Source organism: Bacteroidota bacterium (genome assembly GCA_037133915.1).
GTDB lineage: Bacteria > Bacteroidota > Bacteroidia > Bacteroidales > CAIWKO01 > JBAXND01.
In genome coordinates this window covers 1-14,185 of record JBAXND010000073.1, presented here as the reverse complement: position 1 = coordinate 14,185, position 14,185 = coordinate 1, and the positions used below count along the sequence as shown (strand labels likewise).

Genomic DNA, 14,185 nt, shown 5'->3' with positions numbered 1-14,185 from the left:
TTGTTTTCTACCAATAGGTCGCTCCTACGGAGCTTATTTATTTTTTATCGTTTTGTTTTCTACCAATGGGTCGCCCCTACGGGGCTTATTTATTTTTTGTCATTTTGGTTTCTACCAATAGGTCGCTCCTACGGGGCTATATTAGCATTTGTCGTTTTGCTTTCTACAAATGGGTCGCTCCTACGGAGCTTATTTATTTTTTATCGTTTTGCTTTCTACAAATGGGTCGCCACTACGGGGCTATTTTATTGTTTGTCGTTTTGTTTTCTACAAATGGGTCGCTCCTACGGAGCTCATATAAGTGCGTGATTTTTATTAATACACATTGCTTGATGGTATAATTTGTTGCCTGTTACTTATTACCTGTTTTAGCCCCGTAGGGGCGACCTGTTGGTAGCATTTAAATTAGTGCACCCAATCAAAAGCTCCGTAGGAGCGACCTGTAAAGGTTATCAATCAATCCATTCAAAAAGATATTTTTCATCATATTCAATTTCAAATTTCTGCAGAAATACCAGATATTCTTCTTTAAAAGTCTGTTTATGATGATGAGTTTCCTGATTCAGAATATAATTAACAACATCTTTTATCTGACGCTTTGAATAAGAGAATGCCCCAAATCCTTGTTGCCAGCTGAATTTACCAGGAAACCATTTATAATCGTTCATATGCTTCGATGAGCCTGCTTTGATGTCACGTGTTAAATCAGATACACTAATGTCCGAATTCATTCCGACCAGAATATGCGTGTGGTCGGGCATGCAATGAATGGCAAGCATTTTTTGATTGCGTTTTTGAACAATACCCGTGATAATTTTCTGTAATTCATCACGACGCTGCTCATGAATAAGATTTTGTCGTTTGCTCACCGCAAAAACGATTTGAATAAATATTTGTGAATACGTGTTTGGCATAATTACGTGTCACCCCTAAGGGGCTTATTTATTATTTGTCGTTTTGTTTTCTACCAATAGGTCGCCCGCCAAAGGCGGACAGGCTACTTGTGTTTTTTCTTCAGGTTAGCATATTTATCAAGCGAAGCTACAAACTTCCCGTTGCTATTAATGATATTAGGTGCCATCCAGAGCTCGCCAATATTGCCTTTCAATTCTGTTTCCAAATAACAATAGTAGGTATATAGATAGAGGACGTCTTCATACTCATTGAGAAATGACTCGCAAAGATCAGATGTCGTTTTAATAAAAATATTCGCTTCAGGAATTAAAGTGGTTTTCGAAATTATCCGTTTCAGGTTTGCTTCGTTATCAAATTTCTTCAGCATTTTTCCTGCAGTTTGTTCGTCAATTAATAAGGTTTTATCTTTTAGATAATCTGAAGAATACCCATCAAAGAAAAATATGCCTTCGGGTGTTTCATTTGGACCATCAAAACATCTTTTCTTCATTTTCTTTACAAACTTCAGGTCGAATATTTGATTCATCAGTGCGATATAAAATTCAGGACCGGGCACCAGCTTCAAATTTCTAATTCCAATACCAACAACTGATGAATCAAAATATATTTCATCTACTCCGGTTTTTTTATTCGTTCTTACATAAAGAGGATTCAAAGACCGACTGTCAGAATTTAAAACAGTAAGTGCCGTTTTTGTAAGAATGCTGATATACCCAAAATTCAGACTGTTTTCATCGGGGGCAGCAGCAAGAACAAGATAGTAACCGCCGGAGGTACATTTTTCCCCCATCACCTTTGTATCAATGAACTCATATTTTGTGCAGGTCCAGTATTTTTTAACAGCCCTGCTCAATGCCTCGTTAAGTTCAGTTTGTCCATTCTGTAATACTACACTCAGGACAATTTCGTCCTTGCCTTGAGAAACATCAGCGCAATTAGCTGCTTTTGATGTTGGTTGTGTACCCATGAATACCAGTAAAAGCAAAGAGCAAAAAAAAGTCAGTATATTTTTCATCTGTTTAAAATTTTCGATTAGCAAAATGATAAAATGTTATCTGCGATTCTTTCATGAAGCTGCTGCATTAAATATGAATCTGTTAATGCAGCAATTGTATCTTTCATTCTTTTGTAAAAGTCCATTTGTAATGAGATTCGCCCCCACTACCGACAGAAAAATATGAATTATCCCTAACCAAAATAAGATTGTCAGAACCGTCGACAGACAAAATACAATCCTCATCTTCAATTTTAATAACAAGACCGCTCATGGTCAGATCTGTCCAGTCCGCTCTGTTTTCCGTAGTTGTTTCAACATCTGATTTTATTGTTGATTCAGTATAATAGAGCCGGTCATTTCTATATTTGATAAAATCAAGATGCTTAACGTAGCTATAGGTTGCTGTTCGTACAGTTGTTGTTACAACGGAATCATAAAAACGGGTAATATTGGTATCAGTTACAATATTATTAGAAAACGATGAACTTCCATAGCCGGACATTCCCGTAAAATATCCGCTTGATTGCATCGAGTAATCAGTCAATACCCATGTCCCTTTGAGTTTTTCAAATAGGTCTGATTTTGCATTTTCTATCGGGTCTTTTTTACATGACACGACTGTTGCTGACAACAAAACAGCCAACAACAATGGCGAAATGAAAGAGTTGTTACACTTCATCATTTAGAAATTTGCCGAGCTGCCCAATATCGCTCCGAACACAACCAGTATTACGATAAGGTCGATGAATGAGATGATTAATCCGGCAATAGGTAATCCGCGGGGTGATTTGAACACACCGATAAACGAAAAGATTAAACCCAGTACCCAGAGAATCCATCCCAATACCGGAACCCAGCCCAGGAACAGTGCAATCAATGCAATTACGAAACCGGCTATTCCGATACCATTCGACTTCTTTACAACATTATTAATGATGATGGTTTGCCCGGGCTCATTCTGTAAATCGTTTGTCATAATTATTGTTGTTTAATGTTCCTACTCTTCTGGCTTTTCGGTGTCGCCCCGTTTATGCTGCGGTTTCTGGTCTCCGCGTTATTTTTGTGTTTATGAATTTATCGAGCGCTGCACCAATGCAGCCAGCAGGACTGTGCTCTGTCGTTTACCATTTAATATATTGGATCATCTTTACTTTAAAATTTGCTGTGTCAACAGCTGATTTTAGAAAAGTCAGGTCGCATTCCATTGGTCCCGATTCAATATAGTTTTCATCAAAGAAATTACCCAATCTTAGAAGCTTTATTCCAAATTGATACAGATTTTGTCTTGATGCAGGCTTGTCTCTCAGACGAAAGCACCTTCTTGATATATAATTATATTGTCCACTTTCAATTGCCTCGAAATACCAAGTTTCACCATCAATACAGGAAGATTCTTCTATACCCAAATTCCAGAAATTCAAATTATGAAGTTCTTTAGAAATACTGTTATACAAAGTGTCTGAGTATATTTTTGTACATGAATATAATAACACACCAGAATAATAACCGCCCTGACCATTTGTAATTTTTGAAGTAATGTAAGTTCTGTCATTTTTTTTCTCTAAAGTAATGCAGAAAGGTATTCTCCAACATGGATCAATAATCATTCTGATCCAGTACTTCGAACTGTCAATTTTTGAAGTATCTATATACGTTTCCTCAAAAGCATAAACCAAAGGGTTGTATTTATTTTTCGCCTTTATTTCATGATATAAGGAATCCATGAAAACCGTGAAATTCCACAACTTTTTTGGACTATTCACCTTTCCGCTGCTGTATCTGTATGCAATACTGTCCTGAAAGTATTTACGTTTCTGAGATTCTGACCAATTCTGGCAATTGTCATGAGATTTATTAGTACAGGAAGAAAACATCAAAGAGTATGATAATACAAAAAATAATATTCCAATGAAATTTCTCATAAATTGATATTGTTCTACTCTCTTATTGACCCAGACTGTTGTTGCTTAATAGTTATTAGTAATGTTCATTTTAGTTACACATCTTCCCCAACCCACAAAATCCCCATCCCAAATATAATAAATTTTTGATTATGTTTAATTAATTAACATTTGGGGTGAAGGCGTTTCGGCGTTTCGACAAGCTCAACGACCGAAACATGTTTCCATAATGACAAGGCTTGCTTACGTGATGATAAAGCTTGCTTCCGTAATGACAAGGCATGCTTCCGTAATGACAAAGCTTGCTTCCGTGATGACAAAGCATCCTTCCGTGATGACAAAGCATCCTTCCGTAATGACAAGGCTTGCTTTCGTGATGACAAAGCTTGCTTCGGTGAAGACAAGGCTTGCCACCGTAATGACAAGGCTTGCTTTCGTGATGACAAGGCTTGCCACCGTAATGACAAGTCGTGGTACCGTATTAACAAAGCTTGCTTCCAAAATGTTTTCGCTTCCCTCCGTTTAGTTATCTCATCGGAACAGTTAGTTTTCGTACCGGAACAGTTCAAAATGCAGGTAATAAGTAATTAGCTGAAAGGGTGAAAGGTTTTTTGCTTTTAGCCTTAAGCCTTTACCCTTCAGCCCGCGTGTCACGCGTTACAAACACACGACAGCCTGGCAAGATTGTCTCTCGACTCACGATCCGTCAGGAGACGGATTTCGGCTACGCCTCAACTTATAACTAAATTACTACCGTTGCGGCGCATGATGCATTATCATTTTAATCAACATTATCCGTGCGCCGCCGGGAATAAATCACGCATTGGTTCTATTGTCATTAAACCCCTTCCGGGGTAATATTTCTTCTGAATTCTGTCTTCTGACTTCTTTCTTTTGACTCTCGACTCCCGACTCTCGACTCTCGACTCACGACTCAAGACTCACGACTTACGACTCTCGACTTACGACTAAATTACTATCTTTGCGGCATTATTAAAAAAGGTGTAAACCGCATATTTATTTTTTATGAAAAACGATAAACTGAAATTCGACTCAAAGCTTGTTCACTCAGGTACTACCGACGACCAGTACGGAAGCGCCGTCAGCCCAATCTATCAAACATCCACGTTTAAGTTCGAGAATGTTGAACATGGAGCAAAATGCTTCAGCGGCGAAGCCGACGGATACATTTACAGCCGTATCGGCAATCCTACCATCAATGCTCTGGAAAGTGCCGTAGCACTGCTCGAGAACGGCTACCGCGGCATTGCCACCTCATCGGGTATGGGTGCCATCAGCACCGTGTATTCCGCACTGCTGAGTCAGGGCGCACATCTGGTAAGCCACAACGCTGTGTATGGTCCTTCGCGCGGTATTATCGAGAATATCTATTCGAAGTTCGGCGTACAGGCATCGTATGTTGATTGTACCGACATCGAGAACATCAAAGCAGCCATTCGCCCCGAGACGAAGTTCATCTATATTGAAACGCCCGCTAACCCTACCATGGACATCATGGATATTGCTGCCTGCGCCGAACTGGCTCATGCACACAACATTCCCCTGGTGGTTGACAATACCTTCTGCAGTCCTTATCTGCAAAGACCTTTCGACCTCGGTGCCGACATCATCGTGCATTCCATGACCAAGTTCATCAACGGACATGCCGACGTGGTTGCCGGTATGATTATTACCCGCGACGAGAAGTATTACACTCCGCTTCGTACTACCATGGTGAACCTCGGTTTCAACATGGATCCGCATCAGGCATTTCTGGTACACCGCGGACTTACCACGCTGGCAATCCGCATAGAGCGTGCACAGCAAAATGCTATAAAGGTGGCCGAATTCCTTGAAAAACACCCGAAGGTATCGTGGGTAAAATATCCCGGACTGAAGTCGCATCCGCAATACGAACTCGGACGCAAACAGATGAGCGGTCCCGGCTGCCTCATCAGCTTTGAACTCAAGGGCGGACTGGAGGCAGGACGCATCATGCTCGACAACGTGAAGCTGGCAATCCTTGCCGTATCGCTGGGCGGTGTTGAAACCCTGATACAGCATCCGGCATCGATGACACATTCCAAGCTTTCGCAGGAAAAGCGCGTTGCAGCAGGCATCACCGACGGTCTTGTACGTCTCTCGGTAGGTATTGAAGACTGCGGCGACCTTATCGAAGACCTCGACCAGGCGATGAAGCTGATTTAATTTAATGAAGAACTAAAAACTAAGAACTAAGAATTTAAAGTACTATTACTATTTTCTTAGTCCTTTTGACTTTCTCCTCATTTTTAGCCCCCATATTCCGGGGGCTTTTTTGTTCTTTTACCTTCTTAAGGGATTAGGGGTTATTGTCTTCTGACTCCTGAATTCTGTCTTCTGACTTCTTTCTTTTGACTCTCGACTCACGACTCACGACTCACGACTAAATTACTACCGTTGCGGCGCATGATGCATTATCATTTTAATCAACATTTCCCGTGCGCCGCCGGGAATAAATCACGCATTGGTTCTATTGTCATTAAACCCCTTCCGGGGTAATATTTATTCTGACTCCTGTCTTCTGACTTCTTTCTTTTGACTCTCGACTCTCAACTCTCGACTCTCAACTCTCGACTCACGACTCTCGACTCACGACTCTCGATCCGTCAGGAGACGGATTTCGGCTACGCCTCAACTTTTTTTTCGTATATTTACAGGAAATGAAACAAAACACATCGACGCACGTACAATGCGCTAATATGATAAGTAAAATACATACTTTCAGAAGCTTGATGCTGGGTTTGTTGCTGTGCATGCTATCGGTTATTTCGCCTGCGCAGAAGGTGGCTCTGGTATTGAGCGGAGGGGGTGCCAAAGGCTGCGCACATATTGGTGTGCTCAAGGCGCTTGAAGAGTATGGAATCCCGGTGAGTTGTGTGGCAGGAACATCAATGGGCGCCATTATTGGTGGCTTATATGCATCGGGGTATTCGCCCGACGAAATGGAGAAGATTGTTACCAGTGAGGAGTTTCAGAACTGGGCATGGGGCGAGATTGAAGACAAATACATTTATTATTTCAAGGAAAAACCCGCCAACGGCTCGTGGATAAATTTCAAGTTTAATTACGACAGTGTATGGCAGTACAAGCTTCCTACCAATATTATTTCACCGTATCAGGTCGATTTCGGAATGATGTACTTTCTGGCTACGGCCGGTGCTGCTGCCAACAATAATTTCGACAGTCTGTTTGTCCCCTACCGCTGTGTGGCGTCTGATATTGCGGAGAAGAAGGCAGTGGTTTTCAGCAAGGGATATCTTCCGGAAGCGGTAAGAGCATCCATGACCTATCCATTTTATTTCAAGCCCATACGTGTAGACGGGAGGCTGCTGTTCGACGGAGGCATGTATAATAACTTCCCTGCCGACGTGGCATACAATGATTTTAATCCTGACATTATTATTGGAAGCAACGTAGCCTCTAATAGCGCTGCGCCCGAGGATGGAGACCTCATCAATCAGATACAGAATATGCTGATGGTGAATACCAATTATGATGTGGTGTGCGATAACGGTGTAATGATAACGCCCAGACTGCCGCATACGCAGGAATTTGATTTCAGCGAAGCCGATGCGCTGATACAGGCAGGTTATGACGCTACGGTAGCGAAGATGGCGGAGATACGCAAATCGGTTTACGATACGGTGAAAAAAGCGGATGTGGATGCCAGGCGCAAACGGTTCAACGATAAAAAACCACCGCTGGTATTCGACAGTATCGGTATCGACGGATTGAACAAGGTACAGTCGTTTTATATTTATAAACTGCTGTTGCACCGCTCGCGGAAGATTAATGCGGAAGACCTGAAAGTTGAGTATTTCAAATTGCTTGCCGATGATAAAATAGAATCCATTTATCCGAAAGCGCTATTCAACAAGAATAAAGGACTTTTTGATTTAAACTTACGGATAAACCGTGATAAGAATTTTCTGGCGCAGTTTGGCGGAATCATTTCGTCGGGACCTATTAACGGTGCCTATCTGGGGATTGAGTACAAGAACCTTGGAGCCTCTGCGGTAACCCTGCACCTCGATTCATATATTGGAAGGTTTTACAGCGCACTTTCGTTCAAGACACGGCTTGATTTCCCGACTGCACTGCCCTTTTATTGGGAAACATCGGTGGTGCTGCATCAGTGGGATTATTTCAAAACCACCACCCGCTTTTTTGAAGATAAGAAGCCGTCATATCTCATCCAGAATGAATTTGATGTGGAAACGAGTCTTGCTTTTCCGATGCACAATAAAGGGAAGTTTGAGTTTGGCGGTACCATGGCACGGCTCAAGGATTCGTATTATCAGACCAATATTTTTGTACGGACAGATACGGCAGACCGCACCTATTTCAACATGTTCACGCCTTTTGTAATGGTGGAGCGCAAAACCCTGAACGAAAAGCAATACGCATACAGTGGCACCAACCTTATGGCAGAACTCAGGTATATAACGGGTAAAGAGACTTGTGATCCGGGCTCTACCGCTATTTACCCTCAAAAGTACAGCAAGCAGCACCAGTGGTTCCAGTTCCGAATTCTGTATGATAATTATTTCAGAAGAGTCGGGCCCCTGCGACTGGGCTTCTATGGCGAAGGCATGTTCTCTACCAAGCCGCTGTTTAACAATTATACAGCAAGCATACTGGGGACTCCGGCCTTTCAGCCCACACCCGAAAGCAAGACCATATTCCTGCCGAACTACCGGGCGCCGATTTACGCTGCGGCAGGATTAAAGGGAATTGTAACGCTTTACAAAAAGATTCATTTCCGTGCCGAAGGCTATATATTTCAGCCATGGAAAGAGATTCGCAAAAATGCTGACCTAACGGCCGCTTACGGCAGTCCTCTTGAAGACAGATACTTCATGGCAAATGCGGCTTTGGTATATCACAGCCCCGTATGCCCGATCAGCCTGAGCTTTGGATATTTCCCGGGAAGCGACGATCCTTATTCCTTTATGTTCAATATCGGATATATAATATTTAATCGCAGAGCTCTCGATTGATTCGGATTAAAAAAATTGCTATTTTTGTATTCTAAAGCTAACTTCCACCGGAACATTTCGGATTTAAGGAATGTTCTGGATTTTTTTTAATATAAGTCGTCCTTTAATTATGGAACAACCCTTACAGAATCCTGAGAATGCTGAAAACATTCAGGATGAGAACAACGCATCAATTGAAGTAACAAACGAGAGTACTTCTTCTACCGAAAACCTCCCTGAAAAAAGCGAGGTAACCGAAACAGAGATCAATGCAGCACCAGAGGCTATTGTTGAACAGCCGGTCGTTGCAGAAGAGATTGCAGAGGTTGAAAATGCAGCAGAGAACCACTCGGCTGCCAATCCTTTAACCGATGAACCGCTTGAAGAAGCGGTAGTGCCTGTCGCTCTTACGGAAGAACCCGTAACAGAAGTGGCAGATGCTGAATTTACCAGCGAAGCAGCAGCAGAAGAATCGGCCGAAGAAAAACCCAAAGCAAAGAAAAGCAGCACTAAAAAGCCCGCCAAAGAACATGAGGCTGATGAGGTCGCTGCGCTTGCTGCCGAGGCAGAAAAAGAAGCCGAACCGGAACCCGATTATGCAACCTTCTCAAAAGAGCAATTGGTAACAGTACTTGAAGAAACTGTTGCTACCGCCGATGTTGCAAAACTCAAAAACAGGGTGTCGCTGGTTAAGGTGGCTTTTCTGAATATTGTTAAAGAAGAAAAGAAAAAACACTTCGACGACTTCATAGCCGAAGGCGGAGTGAAAGAAGAATATATACCCTGCGTTGAGCCTCTCGAAGAAAAATTCAAGGCGGCTTTTGATATCTATAAAGAGAAAAAAGGAAAAGCCGACAAGGAACAGGAAAAAGTAAAACAGGAAAATCTGAAAGATAAGATTCAGATTCTTGCCGAGCTGAAAGTGCTTGTTACTTCGGAAGAAAGCCTGAAAAAGACTTACGACGAATTTAAACTACTGCAGGACCGCTGGAAAAATTCAGGTCCGGTTCCTCGTGAAGAGATAAATAACCTTTGGCAGAATTACCATTTCCTTACCGAGAAATTCTTTGATAAGGTTAAAATCAACAAGGAACTCAAAGACCTTGACCTGCGCAAAAATCTGGAGCTGAAAATGCAGATATGCGAAAAGGCCGAAGAGTTGTTGCTTGATAAATCCATTACCCGTTCGTTCAAACAGCTGCAGCGTTACCACGAAGAGTGGAAGGAAATAGGTCCGGTTCCTCAGGATAAGAAAGACGAAATCTGGGAACGATTCAAAACCGTAAGCGATAAGATTAACGAGCAGCGTAAGGAATATTACGAAAAAGTATCGTCGGAACAGGAAGATAACCTGATGGCCAAGACAGCGCTTTGCGAAAAGCTTGAAGCCATAACTACTTCCGATATTATGACGGTAAATGAGTGGAAAGAAAAAACCGATGCCGTATCAGAGATTCAGCAGTTGTGGGAATCGCTGGGCCGTGCACCTGCCAACTCCAACGATCATGTATGGACACGCTTCAGAGCAGGGATGAATGCTTTTTATGATCACAAAAAAGAATTTTTCTCGGAGCTTAAAGACGGTCAGACGAACAATTACAATCTTAAAGTGGATCTCTGCGTTCAGGCAGAAGCACTGAAAGATAACGATAACTGGAAACAAACTACCATGGCGCTGCTGAAGCTGCAGGACGAATGGAAAAAGATTGGTCCGGTTCCGCGCAAGTTCTCCGATAAAATATGGAAACGCTTCAGAGGTGCCTGTGATGAGTTTTTCAAGAGAAAGGCAGAATACTTCTCCAATGTTCAGGGCATGGAGCAGGAAAACCTGACGAAAAAAGAAGAGCTCATCAAGCAGGTTATTGACTTTGAAATTCTGGACGATAAAACAGAAAATCTGAACGCACTCAAGAATTTCCAGCGCGCGTTTATGGAAGTCGGTCACGTTCCCATGGATCATAAAGACAGGCTTCATACGGAATTCCGCACAGCCATCAACAACCTGATGGATAAGCTGAAGATATCGCAGGTAGAGATGAACACCCTGAATTTCAAGAGCCGTATAGAAAATCTGAAAGGTGGCCCCGATTCAGGCAAAATGCTCAGCAAAGAACGCAGCAGTATCGAAGTTCAGGCAAGCCGTCTGAAATCGGATATTCTGTTATGGGAAAACAACCTCGGTTTCTTTGCCAACTCCAAAAATGCAAGTATACTGAAAGAAGAATTCGAAAAGAAAATTCATAATGCCAAACAGGAGCTGTTGCTTCTTGAAGCAAAAGTGAAAATGCTTGCAAAGCAGGATAATGAAGACCGGAAGAAGTAAGGCGAATCTACCCCCAGCCCCCTTAAAAAGGGGGCTTTTTTTTTCTTTTTCCTTTAGGCACTGACTTCTTACCCCACTCACGACTCTCGACTCTTGACTCTTGACTCTTGACTCACGACTCACGACTATTATCTGATTTTCGTCAGAATACATCAGCATTAGCCAATATTTAATGCAATCCATTATTTAGAACGAATTAAAATTGCTATTTTTGCATGAGCAACGGCATTTGGGATAATGCTGTGCATACAATGATAAGATAAGTATAAAACACGGTCATAAAATATTGGAATTATGTTATTAAAAATTGAGAACCTACGGGTTTCCATCAACGGCAAAAAGATTATCAAAGGTCTTGATTTGCAGGTGAACGAAGGCGAAGTACACGCCATCATGGGACCGAACGGCACGGGCAAAAGCACGCTGGCATCGGTTATAGCAGGCAAGGAAATGTTCGAAGTTACCGACGGAACCATTGAATACAACGGTCGCAATCTGATGGATTTGCCTGTTGAGGACCGTTCGCGCGAAGGAATCTTTCTCGGCTTTCAGTATCCGGTTGAGATACCGGGCGTGAGCATGACCAATTTCATGAAGACAGCTATTGATGAGCATCGCAAATACAAAGGACTTCCCGCACTTTCGGGTGCCGACTTCCTGAAGATGATGGATGAAAAAAAGAAACTGGTAGAGATACAGGACAAGCTGGCAAACCGTTCGGTAAACGAAGGATTTTCAGGTGGCGAAAAGAAGCGCAACGAAATCTTTCAGATGGCCATGCTTGAACCGAAGCTTGCCATACTCGACGAAACCGATTCAGGTCTTGATATTGATGCGTTGAAAATTGTTGCCAACGGCGTGAACAAATTACGCAGGTCGGATAATGCATTTCTTGTGATTACGCACTATCAGAGGCTTCTCGACTATATCGTTCCCGATTTTGTACATGTTCTTTTTGAAGGACGTATTGTAAAATCGGGCGGTAAAGAACTCGCGCTTGAACTCGAAGCAAGAGGATACGACTGGATTAAACAGGAACAGGAAAGCTTAAACAGTTAAATCATGAAAATGGAATTTAAGCATGTTCCTTCGCGGGAAAATCTCGTTGCATTGTTCAACAGTGCAAAAAATACCATCAGCACATGCGATCCCGCATTTATGGGAGGCGTCAGAGAAAAGGGAATTGCAACCTTCGAGCAGCTTGGGTTTCCTACAAAGCAGCTGGAAGAATGGAAAAGCACCAGTCTGGCCGATTCGCTCAAAACGGAATATACTTTCTATCTCAGCCCGCACGATAAAAACGTGAAGGTTGAGCAAATTTTCCGCTGCGAGATTCATAATTTCGGAACCTACCTTTATACTCAGCTGAACGGCTGGTATTATTACGAAGATGCCCCGTTGACAAAACTTCCCGACGGTGTTATTATCGGAAGCTTTGCTGCTGCCATCAAACAATATCCCGAACTGGTTGAAAAGCATTACGGTCGTTATGCCGATATAAACACCAACGGGCTTATTGCCCTCAATACCGCCTTTGCGCAGGACGGCATGTTTATTTATGTTCCGGATGGCGTGAAGGTAGAGAAGCCTCTACAGATGGTAAATGTGGTGGATACTCCCGACAGTGTTTTCATACAGCCGCGCAATCTGGTTATTCTGGGCAAGAACAGTAAACTCACACTGGTGCATTGCGACGATTCCATCAGACATGAGCGCAGTTTTATCAATGCCGTTACCGAAGTATTCTGTGACGAAGGTTCTGAAATTGATTACTACAAACTGCAGAACAAAGACGACCAGTCGACCGTTATCAATAATAACTTTTTTCATCAGAAAGATAACAGCATCATCACCACCAATACACTTACGCTGAATGGCGGAATGATACGCAACGAAACGCGTGTAGCTATTGATGGCAGCGGCTGTCTTGCCAATGTTTACGGGCTTTATCTTACCGATGGTAAGCAGCATACCGATAATCAGGTTTATATTGATCATATTAAACCCGGAAGTTCCAGCTTTGAATTGTTCAAAGGCATTCTGGATGATGACGCAAGCGCCGTATTCAGCGGGCATGTGCTGGTACGCCGCGACGCGCAGAAAACTGTTGCCATGCAGAACAACCGTAACATTTTACTTACCGATACGGCCATTATCAACACCCAGCCTTTTCTGGAAATTTATGCCGATGACGTAAAATGCAGCCACGGTGCTACCGTCGGGCAACTCGACCCTGATGCCATGTTCTATATCAAATCGCGGGGTATCTGCGACCGTAATGCCAAGATGCTTCTCCTGTATGCCTTTGCAGCGGAAGTGGCAAATAAAATTCAGATAGAAGTTTTACGCGAACGCATAGATTCCATGATTGTAAAACGTCTGAAAGGCGAACTCTCTATTTGCGATGCCTGTAACCTTCACTGCAAAGACAACGATGCCATTACCTTTGAGATAGACATGAGTAAAATACAGTAGTTAGTAGTAAGACACAAGACGTAAGACAAAAGACAAAAGACAAAAAAAGGAATAGTGTGATGATGGCAAGCACCTGTCGTCTGAATTGATTCTTTTCAATTTAAAATTTATCATTTTTAACAAATAACAATGTCCTTAGAATTAGATTTAGATAGCATACGACCCATGTTTCCGGCACTGCACCAGCAGGTCTATGGCCGCGACCTTGTATATTTTGATAATGCAGCTACCACTCAAAAGCCACAGCAGGTTATTGATGCACTGGATCATTATTATTCAGTTCAGAACAGCAATATTCACCGGGGAGTTCATTATCTGAGCCAGCAGGCTACCGTAGCTTTTGAAGAATCGCGTAAGGATATCTGCCGTTTCATAAATGCGGCTCATGCTCATGAAATAATTTTCACACGCGGCACAACGGAGGCCATAAACCTTGTGGCATCGTCATTTGGTAAGAAATTCCTTAAAAAGGGTGATGAGGTAATAATCACAGGCATGGAACATCATTCCAACATTGTTCCCTGGCAGATGTCGTGCGAAGAACACGGCGCTT

The 14,185-nt window shown here is 42.5% G+C and carries 12 protein-coding genes; 7 read left to right on the top strand and 5 right to left on the bottom strand.

The window, feature by feature from the left end; translation table 11 throughout:
- Positions 1 to 452: 452 nt before the first annotated feature.
- The 5 genes from tnpA to WCM76_15815 form a co-directional block, all read right to left on the bottom strand.
- A complete protein-coding gene (tnpA, locus tag WCM76_15835; GenBank protein MEI6767103.1) occupies positions 453 to 914 on the bottom strand; it encodes an IS200/IS605 family transposase in 462 nt (153 codons plus the stop codon).
- Positions 915 to 997: 83 nt separating this feature from the next.
- Entirely contained in the window at positions 998 to 1,930 is a 933-nt protein-coding gene (locus WCM76_15830) for a hypothetical protein (protein ID MEI6767102.1), read from the bottom strand.
- A 103-nt stretch (positions 1,931 to 2,033) separates the two neighbouring features.
- Positions 2,034 to 2,594, bottom strand: coding sequence for a hypothetical protein (locus WCM76_15825; GenBank protein MEI6767101.1), 561 nt, complete (start codon positions 2,592 to 2,594; stop codon positions 2,034 to 2,036).
- On the bottom strand, positions 2,595 to 2,888 hold the full coding sequence (locus WCM76_15820) for a hypothetical protein (protein MEI6767100.1): 294 nt from the start codon (positions 2,886 to 2,888) through the stop codon (positions 2,595 to 2,597).
- A 145-nt stretch (positions 2,889 to 3,033) separates the two neighbouring features.
- Positions 3,034 to 3,834: a hypothetical protein gene (locus WCM76_15815; GenBank protein ID MEI6767099.1), complete on the bottom strand. Its 801-nt coding sequence runs from the start codon at positions 3,832 to 3,834 to the stop codon at positions 3,034 to 3,036.
- A 208-nt stretch (positions 3,835 to 4,042) separates the two neighbouring features.
- Between WCM76_15815 and WCM76_15810 the strand changes: the two genes are divergently transcribed.
- From WCM76_15810 to WCM76_15780, 7 genes are all read left to right on the top strand, one after another.
- Positions 4,043 to 4,339 carry a hypothetical protein gene (locus tag WCM76_15810; protein MEI6767098.1) on the top strand — a complete coding sequence of 99 codons (297 nt, stop codon included), beginning with the start codon at positions 4,043 to 4,045 and terminating at the stop codon, positions 4,337 to 4,339.
- Positions 4,340 to 4,839: 500 nt separating this feature from the next.
- Positions 4,840 to 6,021, top strand: a complete 1,182-nt coding sequence (locus tag WCM76_15805) for an aminotransferase class I/II-fold pyridoxal phosphate-dependent enzyme (GenBank protein ID MEI6767097.1) — start codon at positions 4,840 to 4,842, stop codon at positions 6,019 to 6,021.
- Positions 6,022 to 6,554: 533 nt separating this feature from the next.
- Positions 6,555 to 8,855, top strand: a complete 2,301-nt coding sequence (locus WCM76_15800; protein MEI6767096.1) for a patatin-like phospholipase family protein — start codon at positions 6,555 to 6,557, stop codon at positions 8,853 to 8,855.
- A 109-nt stretch (positions 8,856 to 8,964) separates the two neighbouring features.
- A complete protein-coding gene (locus WCM76_15795; protein MEI6767095.1) occupies positions 8,965 to 11,157 on the top strand; it encodes a DUF349 domain-containing protein in 2,193 nt (730 codons plus the stop codon).
- A 294-nt stretch (positions 11,158 to 11,451) separates the two neighbouring features.
- The gene (sufC, locus tag WCM76_15790) at positions 11,452 to 12,216 is read left to right on the top strand and encodes a Fe-S cluster assembly ATPase SufC (protein ID MEI6767094.1); all 765 of its coding nucleotides are present in this window, start codon (positions 11,452 to 11,454) and stop codon (positions 12,214 to 12,216) included.
- Between the two features lie 3 nt (positions 12,217 to 12,219).
- Positions 12,220 to 13,632, top strand: a complete 1,413-nt coding sequence (gene sufD / locus WCM76_15785; GenBank protein MEI6767093.1) for a Fe-S cluster assembly protein SufD — start codon at positions 12,220 to 12,222, stop codon at positions 13,630 to 13,632.
- 129 nt (positions 13,633 to 13,761) lie between these two features.
- Positions 13,762 to 14,185: aminotransferase class V-fold PLP-dependent enzyme (locus tag WCM76_15780; GenBank protein ID MEI6767092.1), on the top strand; the 424-nt coding region annotated here is incomplete at its 3' end.